Source organism: Streptomyces sp. NPDC031274, from assembly GCF_055570235.1.
The window spans coordinates 165130-179321 of sequence record NZ_JBVIHP010000003.1 but is presented as its reverse complement, the minus strand read 5'-3'; the positions used below and the strand labels follow the sequence as shown (position 1 = coordinate 179321).

Genomic DNA, 14192 nt, shown 5'->3' with positions numbered 1-14192 from the left:
CACCTGCGCGACCAACCCCCGCGGCCCCCCACCCCGCGCCCCCCCCCCCTTCCCCCCCCCCCCCCCCCCCCCCCCCCGCCCCCCCCTCCCCCCCCCGCCCCCCTCCGCGCGGTCTGCTCGATCCGGGCCACGTCGGGACTGGAGCGGTCCTGCAGCCCTCGTACGCCCGCGCTCGCCGCGAGGAGGCGCGCGGCCTGCTCGGGCTCGTCGCGGCGCAGGGCCAGGTCCGCGACCCCGACGAGCACATGCGCGACGAGCATCGCGTGTCCCGCCTCGGACGCCGTCTCGCAGGCCGCGACACGGTGCGCCCGGGCCTGGCCGATGTCGTCGGCGAGATAGCCGAGCACGTCGTGCGTCAGCGCGCGGATGTTCGCGCCCTCCGCTTCGTCGCCCAGCAGGGCCTGTACGACGCCGAGTTGGCGGCGTGCCTCCTCGACGTCGCCGCCCCACCGGGCGATGTCCATCTTCGCGAGGGCGAGCTCGGCCAGCGCGTTCGGCCAGGTGACCCGCTCCGCGCACCGCTGCGCCTCGGCGATGGCGGCCGCGCAGGCGTCCTCGTCGCCGAGCAGCCGGTACAGCCGTGCCTGCAACGACCGCAGCCGGATGACGTCCTCGGTGGCGCCGACCTCGGTGACGACCGCGATCGCCTGCTCGTAGTACGCGCACGCACCGGCGAACTCGCCGCGTACGGCGATCCGGTCCGCCAGCTCGCTCAGGGCGAACGAGATCCCGAACCGCTCGCCGAGCGCCCGGAACTCGGCGAGCGCCGTCTGAAGGTGCGCGTCCGCGTCCCGTCCCCCGTGGCCGAGCATGATGCGCGTCTTGCCCATGTGCAGCCGGGCGAGGGCACGCACCCACGGATCCTCGCTGTCGAGCAGCGGTTCGAACGCCGACAGGGCCGCGTCGGACCCGTGCAGCATGCGTTCCATCGCGGCGACGAGCCCGAGGAGCGGGGAGCCGCTTCGGCTGAGCCGGCTGAACCGGTGCGCCTTGTTGATGTACTCCGCGGCCTCCTGCGCGTCGCCACGGCCGGAGCTCACGAACAGCACGACCATCAAGTACGCCATGGCCCGCACCGCGTCGGTCACCTCGCCGGGCGTCCTGGTGGCCGCGGTGATCAGCTCGATGCCCTCGGTCCTGTGCCCTGCGAGCCACCAGTACCAGCCCGTGCTCGCCGCGAGGCGCATCGCCGCCTGCGCCTCACCCGCCGCGAGCGCGCCGCGCATCGCCGCGTTGATGTTGTCGTGGTCGGCGTCGAGCGCGGCCAGCCACTCCAGTTGCTCGGCGCGGCGAAGATGCGGCTCCGCGGTCTCGGTGAGTTCGGTGAAGTGGGCGAGATGCGCGTGGCGCGCCGACTCCGACTCCCCCGCCTCCGCGAGCCGCTGCCCGGCGTACTCCTTGATCGTGCCGATCATGCGGTAGCGCGGGGTGCTTCCGGCATCGGCGACCAGGAGCGACTTCTCGGTCAGCGCGGTGAGCAGTTCGAGCACCTGCTCCCGCTCGACGCCGTCACCAGCGCAGCCCGCGGCACTCGCGCAGCCCGCGTCACCCGCATGGCCCGCGTCACTCGCGCAGACCCGTTCGGCCGCTTCCGGGCTCGCCCCGCCGGAGAACACCGAGAGCCTGCGCAGCACCGCACGTTCGGCGTCGGTGAGCAGGTCCCAACTCCAGTCGACCACCGCACGCAGCGTCTTGTGCCGGGGCAGCGCGGTCCGGCTGCCGCTGGTGAGGAGGCGGAACCGGTCGTCGAGCCGGTGGGCGAGCTGGTCGACGGACATTGTGCGCAGGCTGGCCGCGGCCAGTTCGATCGCGAGCGGCATCCCGTCGAGGGCCCGGCAGACGCGCACCATCGTCGACAGCGTGCGGGCGTCGGCCGCGAGGTCCCTGCGCACCGCCCCGGCCCGGTCCCGAAGGAGCTGGACGGCGGGTGAGGACTCGATCTCGGCCGGGCCCGCGCCCTCCGCGGGCAGGGCGAGCGGCTCGACCGGCCACAGCGCCTCCCCCGTGATGCCGAGCGGCTCCCGGCTCGTCGCCAGGATCCGCAGCCGCCCGCACTCCCCCAGCATCCGGTGGGCGAACCGTGCGGCCGACTCGATCACGTGCTCGCAGTTGTCCAGGATCAGCAGCGTCTCCCGCTCGCGGATCGCGGCGATGAGCCGGTCCGTCAGCTCCGCGTTCGGGGCGCCGCCGAGCAGGGCGTCCCGCAGGCCAAGACCGGCGAGCGTCGACTGTGCCACGTCTCCGTCCGCGCCGATGGCCGCGAGCTCCACGAGCCATACGCCGTCGGGAAGATCGCCGAGCAGCGTGCGCGCGGTCTCCGTGGCCAGCCTGGTCTTGCCCGAGCCGCCGGGCCCGATCACGGTGGTGAGCCGGTGCTCGGCGATGAGCTCGCCGACCGCGGCGACGTCGGCCTCCTTGCCGACGAAGGTGGTCAGCTCGGCACGCAGGTTGGTCTTGCGGCTCTCTTCCCGCCGCCCCAACTCGCCCCGCAGCAGCGCGACGTGCAAGGCGGCGAGCTCCGGCGAAGGGTCGACGCCCAGCGCGTCGGCAAGGGCCTCCCGGGCACGCTGGTACACGAGGAGCGCCTCGCTGTCGCGACCGGCCGCGGCGAGGGCACGTATCAGCGCGGCGACGAGCCGTTCCCGCAGTGGATGCGCGGCCACCAGGTCGGTCAGCTCCGTGACCATCTCCGGGCCGCGCCCGAGCGCGACCTCCGCGTCGGCCCGCTCCTCCGTGGCGGTCAGGCGCAGCCCCTCAAGGCGTACGATCGCGGCGTCGAACGCGGCGCTGTCCTGCAGACCGACGTCCTGCATCGCCGCACCGCGCCAGAGCCCGGCGGCCTCGTGCAGCAGCCGCACCCGCCGGGAACCGTCCTCGGTACCGGACCGGCCCGCGACGACGAGACGTTCGAACCGCACGGCGTCGACGGCGTCGGGCTCGACCCTCAGCCGGTAGCCGTCCGGCTGCCCCTCGATCACCCCGTCCGGCAAGACCTTGCGCAGCCGGGAGACCAAGCGCTGGAGGGAGTTCGTGGCGTCGGCGGGCGGGTGCTCTCCCCAGATCCAGTCGACGAGCGACGCCTTCGGCACGGCCTGCCCCGGCTTGAGCGCGAGGGCGATCAACAGCCCACGCAGCCGCGCACCCGGCACGTCGGCCAGGCCACCGTCGTCGGCGCGCACCTCGAATGGGCCCAGCATCCCTATCTGCACCCGCTGATTTTGCCATGGGCGCCGGGCGGGCATTCTCGGCTGGACGCGACTCAATGGCGCTGTGCCGAAAGGGCAGTTGAGCACCGCGCTCCGGCTTCGGGACCGCACGAGCCGGTACGGAGGCCACACGAGCCCGCATGAAGGCCACACGGGGGGGTGAGGCCGGTCTGAGGCCGACACACGTAGAGGCCACACGCAGGCCACAGCAGGCCGCGCAGATGCCGGACCAAGGCCACACGACGCCGGACTGAGGCCGCATGAATCGCCGGACCGAGGCCACACGAGATCACGCAGATGCCGGACGAACCCGCACGCAGGCCGCACGGGCCCACAGGGAAGCCGGACCGAGGCCGCACCGCAGCCGGACAAGGCCGCACCCCGCCCGCACGCAGGCCCTCCGATCGCCCCTCAGCGAGGCCCCGCCACCCCCCGCAGCGCCCCCAGTACCCTGCTCACCGCGGCGCCCCCCGCCGCCCCGCGACGCACCGCCGCCACCACGTGCCGCCGCGGCCGGTCCGCGGTCAGTTCCCGCATCGCCACGTCGTCACGGCGGACCGCCGCCATCCGCGGGACGAGGGCCACCCCCATCCCCGCCTCCACCATCGCGAGGATCGCCGTCCAGCCGGAGGCGGAATGCGCCTGCTCCGGGGTGAACCCGGCCCCCTCGCACGCCGCACGCGTGATCTCCGACCAGGGACCGCTGCCCCCGAAGATCCACGGTTCCCCGGCCAGATCCGCGAGCCGGAGCCCCTCGGCGGCCGCCAGCGGATGGTCCCCGGGCAGCGCCACGTCCAGCGGATCCGCGAGGAGCGACTCCCGCGTGAAGCGCGAGTCGGCGTCCCCGGACGCCGGCGCCGTCACCGCCAGGGAGAGGGCGACGTCCACCTCGCCCGCGGCAAGGAGTTCGTACGCCTGAGCGGCCTCCGCCTCACGGACCCGCACCGAGATCCCGGGCGCCGCCGCCCGCAGCTCCCGCACCGCGGGGACCACGAGTGCGGGCACCGCGGTCGAGAAGGCGCCGACCCGCACCTCCCCGGCCTCGCCCTGCGCGTACGCCGCCAACTCCACGTCCGCGCGCTCCAGTTGGGCGAAGACCGCTTCCGCGTGCCGCAGCACGAGATGCGCCGCGTCCGTGAGGCGGACCCGCCGCCCGTGCGCCTCCAGGAGCGGCACCCCCAGCTGCTTCGCGAGGTTGGACAGCTGCTGCGACACCGCCGACGGCGTCATCTGCAGCGTCCGCGCCGTCGCCGTGACCGTGCCCCGCTCGCTCAACGTACGCAGGATCTGCAGTTTCTTGATGTCCCACTCGCTCATGGAGTCAACGTACCGACTGGTCAGGAGAGGTGATCCCACGGGACGCTCCCCCTACTTCGTACGCGCCGCGCCGAGCACGACGCCGCCCAGGATCAGCCCCATGCACATCACCCGCAGCCACCCCATCGCCTCGCCGAGCAGCGCGAAGGAGAGCAGGGCGACGCACACCGGCTGGAGGTAGTAGATGACCCCGGCGCGGGCGGCGCCGATGATCGAGATCGCCTTGTTCCAGGCGAAGAAGGCGATCGCGGACGAGACGACACCGACGTACAGGAGCGGGGACACCGTCCCGAGGGTGGGCTCGAAGCCGCCCTGGAGCACATAGCTGGCCACGAACACCGGAAGCAGCATCAGCGCGCCGAGTGTGAACGTCGCGAAGAGGAACGGCAGTCCGCCGATCTCGGTCGGCTTGCGCTTGAGTAGCGCGCTGTACGAGCCGAAGGCGATGGCGCCCGCGATCACCCACAGGTCGCCCGCCGCGAAGTCCATGGCGAGAGATCCCCCGGAGACCAGGACCAGGACGCCCGCGCAGGCGATCAGCATGCCCGTCACGCGGCGCGCGCCGAGCCTCGCGCCGCCGAGTCGTTCGTACACCGCCATCAGGACCGGCGACGCCGCCATGATCATGCCCATGTTGCCCGCGGTGGTGGTGACGCCCGCCTGGTTGACCAGCGTGTTGTAGATGGTCACGCCGAGGAGGGAGGCGAGGAGCAGGAAGCGCAGGTGTTCGCGGAGCAGGGCCCGCTGCCGCCATGTCTGCCGCGCCGCGAACGGCGCCACCACCGCGATCGCGATGACCCACCGCCAGAACGCGTGCTGAATGGGCGGCACGCTGTCGGCCAGGGCACGTGAGGTGACGAAGCTGCCCGACCAGACGACGGTGGCGAGTGCCGCGAGGGCGAGGCCGATGCCGATGGGGCGTGTGGCCCGGTGCGGCTCGCTCGCCACCGTCGGGGTCGGCGCTTTCGACGCGGCATGGGTGGAGGTCGTCCGGTCCAGGACCGTCACTGATATCCCTTGTCTCTCTCCCGATGGCCCGGGAAAACACGATCCCCGCCGAGGTGGTCACCACCCGGCGGGGATCTCTTGGCTGATCTCTTGGTTGGCTGCGGGACTACCGTCGCACCTCCATACCCATCAGGTCCATCGAATCTTTTCGAGGTTTATTTGAAGCTGAACTGAACAGTAGGTCTCGTGAGTGAGCCGCCGTCAGGCAGCCGCGCCCCACTCCCCCAGCGCCGCCCGCACCGCACCCGCGTCCGCCTCGTCCGCGGCCCACGCCACGTACCCGTCAGGACGGACGAGGACGGTCGTACGCCGCCCGCTCGTCCAGTGCGTCACGACGGCACACCCCGCGCCGTACTCCGCGTCCGTGCCCTCCGGGACGATCAGTACGAACTCGCCCTCGCGCAGGGCCTCGTAGAGCCGCCCCTCCTTGAGCGCGATGTCCGGAGCGCGGTGCCCGGCCAGGCGGTGGGCGCCCTTCGGGGCGGGGTAGGTGTAGCCGATGCCGGTGAGTTGGCCGATCGCCTTGTCGCGGACCGGGCGCACGGCGCCGATGAAGGACGCGAGGACGGCGCGGCCCGCGCGCGACCACGGGCGTTTGACCATCGCGAGCCGCACGATCCCGCCGCTGCTGCGCAGGACCGCCTTGCCGATGGGGTGCCGCTCGGACTGGTAGGTGTCCAGCAGACCTTCCGGCGCACGGCCGTTGACCACCGCCACCAGCTTCCAGCTCAGGTTCACGGCGTCCTGGAGGCCGGTGTTCATGCCCTGCCCGCCCGCCGGGGTGTGGACGTGCGCCGCGTCCCCGGCGAGGAAGACCCTCCCGACCCGGTACGCGGGCGCCTGGCGCTCGTCGCTGTGGAAGCGGGACATCCAGCGGGCGTCGTGCATGCCGTAGTCGCGGCCGAGCGCGAGCCGGGTGATCTCCTTGACCTCGTCGAGGTCGAGGGGCTCGCTGTCGGGGACGTTGTGGGCGCGGTTCCAGCCGATGACGCGGTAGTAGCCGTCGGCGAAGGGCGCGATGAAGGCGAAGGCGTCACCGGCGGCGTTCACGGTGAGGACCGACGCGGGCTTCTCGGCGAGCTTCACGTCGGCGAGGACGAGCGAGCGGATCGCGGACTTCCCGGGGAAGGGCAGGCCGATGGCCTTGCGGACCGGGCTGTGCAGCCCGTCGGCGCCGACGACGTACGCCGCCCGTCGCGTGCTGGACTCACCGCCGGGGCCCCGGACTTCGAGGGTCACGCCGTCCGCGTCCTGGGTGAGTCCGGTGACCTCGCTCTCGTACCGGAAGTCGACTCCGGCCGCGATCGCCCGCCGTTCGAGGACACGCTCCACCTCGTACTGCGGCAGGACGAGGAGGTGGTTGTAGCGCGAGGGCAACGTGGCGAGGTCCACGTCGAGGTGGGCGAAGAGGCGCAGGCGATCGAGCCTCCTGCCCATGGCCTCCAGCTCGTCGGCGAGGCCGCGCGCGTCGAGCTGTTCGAGGGTGCGGGCGTGCAGCACCAGGGCGCGCGAGAGGTTGCTGATCTCGTGCGGCCGCTTTTCGAGGAGGGTGACGGGGACACCCGCGGCCGCCAGGTCCCCGGCGAGCAGCAGCCCTGTCGGGCCGGAGCCGACGACGATCACAGTGTCCTGGGTCCGGGTTCCGTTCATGGCGGCCTCCTTGTGCCAACAACTGTTGGTCAACGCTTGTTGGCTAACGTAGAACCACCGTCATGGACTGTCAACACATGTTGGCCTACGCTTGTTGGCATGACGGAAAGCGCACCCGATCCAGTGACCGCGGCACCACCCCGCCGCTCCGACGCGACCCGCGGCGCGATCATCGACGCCGCCCGCGAGCGGTTCGCCGCCGACGGCTATGAACGGGCCACCATCCGCGCCATCGCCAAGGACGCGCGGATCGACCCGTCGATGGTGATGCGCTATTACGGCAACAAGGAGGGCCTGTTCGCCGCGGCCTGCTCCATCGATCTGCGGCTGCCCGATCTCACCGCGGTGCCGCGCGAGGACATCGGGCGAGCCCTGGTGAGCCACTTCCTCGACATCTGGGAGAACGACGGGGTGCTGACCGCGATGCTCCGCGTCGGCATCACGAACACGGCGGGCGCCGAGCGCATGCAGGGCATCTTCAGGGACCAGCTGCTGCCGGTCGCGCGCCGCGTCTGCCCCGATCCCGCCGACGCACCGAAACGGGCCGGGCTCTGCGCCTCGCAGATTCTCGGCATGGCGCTGACCCGCTATGTGCTGCGGTTCCCGCCGACGGTCGCGCTGTCCGGCGAGGAGATGGCGGAATGGGTCGGGCCGACGGTCCAGCGCTATCTGACGGCCGAGCGGCCATGACGTAGGTGCCGTACCTGTCGTACGTGCCGTACGTCCCGCACCTGTCGTACGTCCCGCACCTGCCACGACACACATAGGGGGCTCTCGACCGGCGTACGCAACGCATGCGTGCGCGCCGGTCGAGAGCCCCCTACGGAGAACTCAGGAAGTGAAGCGGAAAGCGGGAAGCGGCGTCAGCCCCGCTTCTCCTGCTTGCGGGACTTGTCACCGACCATGACGAGGCCCGCGATCACCAGGAACAGCACGATGGGCGCCACGACATAGAGACCCAGCGTCTCGACCACGCTCAGGCCCGGACCCGGGTCATCACCGTCGTCCTGCATGTACGCGAGCGCGGGGGACGACATGAGCAGCATCATCAGCGTCGTACCGGAAGCCAGGGCACCGGCGCGCAGAGCGTTCTTCTTGTCCACGGTGCCAACGTAGCGAATGGCTAAACGGGCCGCGCGCCCGGGGGTGCCGTACGGGGCTCTCGGCGTGCGCGGCGCACGTCCGTGAACACCTCCATGAACGCGTGCAGGCGCGGTGACGCGGCGAGTTCCTCCAGGGTGACGGGGCGGCCTTCGGCGTCGGCGACCGGCAGCCGCCAATTGGGGTACTGGTCCCAGGTGCCGGGGAGATTCTGCGGGCGCCGGTCACCGACCGCGTCCGGCAGCCATACGCCGATCATGCGGGCCGGGGTGGCGCGCAGGAAGCGGTGGACGGCGCGGATCTCCTCCTGTTCGTTCCCACCGCCGCCGGGCAGCATCCCGAGCCGGGAGAGCAGCCCGAGCCACTCCGACACGTCGGCCGCGGCCTCGGCCTGCTCCACGGCCGCCGGGCGGGTCAGCAGACCGAGCCGGTCGCGGAGTTGGACGTGCTCGCCGCTGAGCCGGGCCGCTGTGGACGGCAGGTCGTGGGTGGTGGCGGTGGCCAGGCAGTCCGCGCGCCACCGCTCGGGCGGCAGTGGCCGTCCCGTACCGGCCCAGTCCCGCTCGAACCAGAGCACGGACGTGCCGAGCACGCCGTGCCGCTGCAAGGTCTCGCGGACACCCGGTTCCACGGTGCCGAGGTCCTCGCCGATGACGAGGGCGCCCGCGCGGTGCGCCTCAAGGGCAAGGACGGCGAGCATCGCTTCGGCGTCGTAGTGGACATACGTTCCCTCGGTGGGCGCGCGGCCCTCCGGGACCCACCAGAGCCGGAAGAGCCCCATCACATGGTCGATGCGGATCGCGCCCGCGTGCCGGAGCAGTCCGCGCAGGAGGGCGCGGTAGGGGGCGTATCCGGACTCGGCGAGCCGGTCGGGGCGCCAGGGCGGAAGGCCCCAGTCCTGGCCGCGCGCGTTGAACGCGTCCGGCGGGGCACCGGCCGACATGCCCGCGGCGAAGTGCCGCTGCTGCGCCCAGGCGTCGGCCCCGGCCGGATGGACACCGACCGCGAGGTCGTGCACCAGGCCGATGTCCATGCCCGCGTCGCACGCGGAGCGCTGCGCCGCCGCGAGCTGGGCGTCGGTGAGCCAGGCGAGACGGCAGTGGAAGTCGACACGGTCCATCAACTCACGGCGGGCGCGGGCGGATCGGGGTGACGCGGGGTCACGCAGGGGGGCGGGCCAGGAGTGCCAGTCGGGGCCGTACCGCTCGGCGAGCGCGTACCAAGTGGCGTGGTCCTCAAGGGCTTCGCCGTGCTCGGCGAGGAAGTCGTTGTAGGCGGCGCCCCGTCCGGGGCCGAGCGGGACCTCGTGGATCAGCTCCAGGGCCTTGAGCTTGAGCTCCCACACCGCGTCGCGGTCGATCAACTGGCCCTGCTGGAGCACGGACTCGCGCAGCGCGGCGGCCCGGCGCGTGAGGTCGGCCGCCTGGTCGCGGGCCTCGCCTTCCAGGTACGCGTACTCGGGAATGTCCTCGACCCTCAGATGGACGGGGTCGGGGAAGCGGCGCGAGGAAGGGCGGTAGGGAGAGGGGTCGGACGGCCCGTCCGGCGGCTTCGGCACCGCCGCGTGCAACGGGTTGACCTGTACGAATCCCGCGCCCAGGGAGCGGCCGGACCAGGCGGCGAGCTCGGCCAGGTCACCGAGGTCGCCCATGCCCCAGGAGCGGCGGGAGAGGAGGGAGTAGAGCTGGACGAGTATTCCGTACGAGTTCGCGCGCGGGGGCGGTAAGTGGTGCGGGGCGACGATGAGGTGGGCGGTGGCCGTGTGGGCGTCCGGGGTCTCGGCTCGCAGCTGATGCACGCCCGGCGGCAGCGCCTGCGCCAGATCACCCGGCGCCTCCCACTCCACCCGCTGCCCCCGCTCCGTCTCCACGGACAGCCTCGTGCCCGGTGGCAGGCCGGACCAGGGCGGGGGCGTGTCAGGGCCGCCCTGCCACACCACCACCGTCGGCGGCAGCAGCTGGTCGCTCAGCTCCGTCTCACGGGCCGTGAGGGCGCGGCGCACCGTCTCGGGTGTGCTCGCGTCCACGTCGAGGGCGGCCAGGGCCGCGATCACCGCGGCGTCGGTGGCCGGAACCGTTCGGTCCGGTGACGGGGAGTAAGAAGTCGCCACGCCGTGCAGGGCAGCAAGGCGGGAAAGTTCGGTGGGGCCGACGGGTCCGACGGGTTCGATGGGTCCGGCGGGTCCGGTGGGGGCGATGGGTCCAGTGGATCCGGTCAGTCCGGTGGGCTCAGTGGGCTCAGTGGGGCCGGTGGGACCGGTAGCTCCGGGTGGGGCCATCTAGACCCCCATGTAGTCCAGGCCCGACGCGGTGCCGGTGGAGGTCGGCTCGCTGGTCAGCGGGGCGGCGTCGGCGAGCGGGGGCTCGCTGGTCAGGGGTGCGGCGTCGGCGAGCGGGGGCTCGCTGGTCAGGGGCGGCTCCAGGCAGCCGCAGGAGCAGGAGCCGTCGAGTCCGGAGTCAGGACCGGAGACCTGTTTGGAGAGAGCGGAGAGAAGCATCGTGGAAGCGGGCACGTAGGGCTCCATTGTCAGGGGGCAGGACGGGTCTTCGGCAGCAGCCCTACCCCGAAAGCTGGTTCGCAGACATATCCGTTGTATGAACGTGCGCGTACTCACATTCGTTTCCCCGAGTGGGGGGATAGACGCAAGATCTTCCTTTTCCCCTGTTCCGTACCTTCCCGCACCCAGGGTCACCCATCCGGCTCCCTTCAGCTCCCCCCCCCAGCTCCCTCCGGTCCCCTCCAGCACCTCCGCCCCCTCCGGCACGCGCGTGCGAACTCCACACCCGTTGACACCCGCGCCACGCAGGTGATGGGCTCGGTGACACCCTGAGACGACCCGTGCACCATAAGTGATCACCGGGACCCGCCAAGACCCACCGTGACGAGGGACCGAGCCGAGGAGAGTGCCGTGCAGCTGCGGCGCAGGAAGGGCGCGGTGGCCATCACCGTCGCCGTCATCGCCGGCACGCTCGGCGGCGCTCCGGGCGCTGTCGCCGCCCCCGGCGCCCCCGGAAAGCCCGGCACCCCGGCCGCGTCCCCGGACGACGACCGGGAGACCGACGGCACCCTCCCGCCGGTCTGGCCCCGCCCTCAGTCGATGAGCATGAGCACGACAGGGACTCCGGTCACTGTCACCGACGAGGTCGTCCTGGTCACGGGCCGGGCCCCGGACCCGTACGCCATGGATGCCCTCCGCGCCCTCCTCGGCGACGCGGGCGCCCGCAGGATCACCGAGGTGAAGGACGGCGAACCACTCCCCGCGGGCAGCGGAAACCTCGTCATCCGTACCGAAGGCACCAGTGCGGACCAGGCGCTGCGCACCCTCGGCGCCCGCGACCGGCGCGACCTCCCGTCCGGCGGCTACCGCCTCGCGGTGGGCCGGATCGGCGGCCAGGACACCATCGCCCTCGCGGGCGTGGGCGCCGACGGCCTCTTCCACGGCGTACAGACCCTCCGCCAGCTGGTCACCAAGGGCGGCGAGAAGAACACCGGCAACACCCGGCGGACCATCCCCGGAGTCCAGATCCGCGACTGGCCCGGCACCGCGGTCCGCGGCATGACGGAGGGCTTCTACGGCACCCCGTGGACCCGCGAGCAGCGCCTGGACCAGCTGGACTTCATGGGCCGCACGAAGCAGAACCGCTATCTCTACGCCCCCGGCGACGACCTGTACCGCCAGGCACGCTGGCGCGAGCCCTACCCCGCCGACCAGCGCGCCGACTTCCGCGCCCTCGCCGAGCGGGCGGAGCGCAACCACGTCACGCTCGCCTGGTCCATCGCCCCCGGCCAGGCCATGTGCATGTCGTCCGAGAAGGACATCAAGGCCCTGAACCGCAAGATCGACGCCATGTGGGCCCTGGGCGTGCGCGCCTTCCAGCTGCAGTTCCAGGACGTCAGCTACAGCGAGTGGCACTGCGAGGCGGACGCCGACGCCTTCGGTTCCGGACCCGAGGCCGCCGCGAGGGCGCAGTCCCGCGTCGCCAACGCCGTCTCCGCGCACCTCACCGAGCGCCACCCGGACGCGAAGCCGCTCTCCCTCATGCCCACGGAGTACTACCAGAACGGCTCCACCAAGTACCGCGCCGCCATCGCGGACCGCCTCGACCCCGGCATCGAGGTGGCGTGGACCGGCGTCGGCGTGGTCCCCAGAACCATCACAGGACGGGAACTCACGGGCGCCCGCACGGCGTTCGGCGATCACCCGATCGTGACGACGGACAACTACCCCGTCAACGACTTCGCGGAGGACCGCGTCTTCCTCGGCCCGTACACCGGCCGCGAGCCCGCCGTGGCCACCGGCTCGGCGGCGCTGCTCGGCAACGCCATGGAGCAGCCTTCCGCGTCCCGCATCCCGCTGTTCACCGCCGCCGACTACGCCTGGAACCCCCGCGCCTACCGCCCGCACGAGTCCTGGCTCGCCGCGATCGACGACCTCTCGGGCGGCGACAAGAAGACGCGGGGCGCCCTGCGGGCCCTCGCGGGCAATGACGCGTCCTCCGTGCTCGGCGCCGACGAATCGGCGTATCTGCGCCCGCTCATGGACGACTTCTGGCGCGCGCGTACGACGACGGACACCGCCCGTATCAAGAAGTCCGGGCAGGCCCTGCGGGACGCCTTCACCGTCATGAAGGAGGCACCGCGACACCTCGCCGACAGCAGCAGTGGCATCTACGGCGAAGTGCGGCCCTGGGTGACGCGGTTGGCGCGCTACGGGAGAGCGGGCGAGACGGCGGTCGACATGCTGCGCGCGCAGTCCACCGGCGACGGAGCGGCCGCCTGGCGCGCCTCGCGCACCCTGGCCGGACTCCAGAGGGACCTGAAGGCGGCCGGTCAAGTCACCGTCGGCAAGGGCGTCCTTGCCCCCTTCCTCGCGCGGTCGCAGAAGGCGTACGAGGCGTGGGCGGGGCTCGACAACGAGCAGGCGTCCGACCGCGCGACGGTCCGCGTCCCCCGTGCCCGTCCCCTCACGGCGGTGACCGCGCTGACCGACCCCGGCACCAAGGGCAGCATCGAGGCCCACGTCCCCGGCGAGGGCTGGCGCCGGGTCGCCGCCCTGTCCGACACGGGCTTCACCGAGGCCAGGCCCGAGCCCGGACCCCATGGCCCAAGCCCCCGCGTCGACGCCGTCCGCGTCAAGGTCACCGAGGGCACGGTCCGCCACGTGGTCCCCTGGTACGCCGACTCCCCCGCCGCCCGCTTCTCCCTGGCCCGCGCCGAGGCCGACGTGGAGATCGGCGGCGGCCCGCAGCGGGTCACGGCGAAGCTGACGTCCCTGCGCCCCGGCGACGTGCAGGGCAAGGTCACGGCCAAGGCTCCCGAGGGCATCGAGGTGCGCACCCCCGAGAAGTCCACGCTGCCGCGCGGCACTCAGGTGGACGTCCCCGTCGACGTCACCGTCCCGGCGGGCACGCGCTCGGGTACGTACGAAATTCCGCTCACCTTCGACGGCCGGAGCAGAACGGTCTCGATCCGCGCCTACCCGCGCACCGCGGGACCCGACCTGGCGCGCGGCGCGAAGGCGTCGTCGTCGGGCGACGAGACAAGGGACTTTCCGGCGTCGGGCGCCAACGACGGTGACCCCGGGACCCGTTGGTCCTCGCGGTACGAGGACGGCGCCTGGTGGCAGATGGAGCTCGCGGAGCCGGTCAGGCTCGGTCAGGTCGTCCTGCGCTGGCAGGACGCGTACGCGGCGGGCTACCGCGTGCAGACGTCCGCCGACGGCAGGACCTGGCGCACGGCCGCGACCGTGAAGGACGGCAAGGGCGGCCGCGAGGCGGTCCGCATGGACGCCCGCGACACCCGCTACGTCCGGGTGCAGGGCGACAAGCGGGCCACGCGCTTCGGCTACTCCCTCTGGTCGGTGGAGGCGTACGCGGTGGCCGACGCCAGGTAGAAGGCCTGCCTGCGCGT

9 protein-coding genes are annotated in these 14192 nt (G+C 72.6%); 2 read left to right on the top strand and 7 right to left on the bottom strand.

The window, feature by feature from the left end; translation table 11 throughout:
* The 4 genes from ACZ5CR_RS06355 to ACZ5CR_RS06340 all read right to left on the bottom strand — a co-directional run.
* Positions 1–3209 (bottom strand): AfsR/SARP family transcriptional regulator (locus ACZ5CR_RS06355; RefSeq protein WP_468854141.1); only part of this gene is annotated, 3209 nt, incomplete at its 3' end.
* A gap of 408 nt (positions 3210–3617) precedes the next feature.
* Positions 3618–4523, bottom strand: coding sequence for a LysR family transcriptional regulator (locus tag ACZ5CR_RS06350; protein ID WP_468854139.1), 906 nt, complete (start codon positions 4521–4523; stop codon positions 3618–3620).
* Positions 4524–4574: 51 nt separating this feature from the next.
* On the bottom strand, positions 4575–5531 hold the full coding sequence (locus ACZ5CR_RS06345) for a DMT family transporter (protein ID WP_468854138.1): 957 nt from the start codon (positions 5529–5531) through the stop codon (positions 4575–4577).
* A 201-nt stretch (positions 5532–5732) separates the two neighbouring features.
* Positions 5733–7181: an FAD-dependent monooxygenase gene (locus tag ACZ5CR_RS06340; RefSeq protein WP_468854137.1), complete on the bottom strand. Its 1449-nt coding sequence runs from the start codon at positions 7179–7181 to the stop codon at positions 5733–5735.
* A gap of 99 nt (positions 7182–7280) precedes the next feature.
* On the opposite strand from ACZ5CR_RS06340, the gene ACZ5CR_RS06335 reads away from it, so the two are divergent.
* Positions 7281–7871, top strand: coding sequence for a TetR/AcrR family transcriptional regulator (locus ACZ5CR_RS06335; protein WP_468854135.1), 591 nt, complete (start codon positions 7281–7283; stop codon positions 7869–7871).
* A 173-nt stretch (positions 7872–8044) separates the two neighbouring features.
* Here ACZ5CR_RS06335 and ACZ5CR_RS06330 read toward each other — a convergent pair whose 3' ends face one another.
* From ACZ5CR_RS06330 to ACZ5CR_RS06320, 3 genes are read right to left on the bottom strand one after another with little or no spacing between them, the layout of a single operon-like run.
* On the bottom strand, positions 8045–8284 hold the full coding sequence (locus tag ACZ5CR_RS06330) for a hypothetical protein (RefSeq protein ID WP_468854132.1): 240 nt from the start codon (positions 8282–8284) through the stop codon (positions 8045–8047).
* A 20-nt stretch (positions 8285–8304) separates the two neighbouring features.
* Positions 8305–10560, bottom strand: a complete 2256-nt coding sequence (gene malQ / locus ACZ5CR_RS06325; protein WP_468854131.1) for a 4-alpha-glucanotransferase — start codon at positions 10558–10560, stop codon at positions 8305–8307.
* Positions 10561–10806: a hypothetical protein gene (locus ACZ5CR_RS06320; protein ID WP_453525602.1), complete on the bottom strand. Its 246-nt coding sequence runs from the start codon at positions 10804–10806 to the stop codon at positions 10561–10563.
* Between the two features lie 384 nt (positions 10807–11190).
* On the opposite strand from ACZ5CR_RS06320, the gene ACZ5CR_RS06315 reads away from it, so the two are divergent.
* Positions 11191–14175, top strand: a complete 2985-nt coding sequence (locus tag ACZ5CR_RS06315) for a beta-N-acetylglucosaminidase domain-containing protein (RefSeq protein WP_468854784.1) — start codon at positions 11191–11193, stop codon at positions 14173–14175.
* Positions 14176–14192: the final 17 nt, after the last annotated feature.

Coding starts and splice junctions, on each gene's coding strand:
- malQ (WP_468854131.1), bottom strand. CDS start 10,560: ATGGCCCCACCCGGAGCTACCGGTCCCACCGGCCCCACTGAGCCCACT.
- ACZ5CR_RS06320 (WP_453525602.1), bottom strand. CDS start 10,806: ATGGAGCCCTACGTGCCCGCTTCCACGATGCTTCTCTCCGCTCTCTCC.
- ACZ5CR_RS06335 (WP_468854135.1), top strand. CDS start 7,281: ATGACGGAAAGCGCACCCGATCCAGTGACCGCGGCACCACCCCGCCGC.
- ACZ5CR_RS06340 (WP_468854137.1), bottom strand. CDS start 7,181: ATGAACGGAACCCGGACCCAGGACACTGTGATCGTCGTCGGCTCCGGC.
- ACZ5CR_RS06350 (WP_468854139.1), bottom strand. CDS start 4,523: ATGAGCGAGTGGGACATCAAGAAACTGCAGATCCTGCGTACGTTGAGC.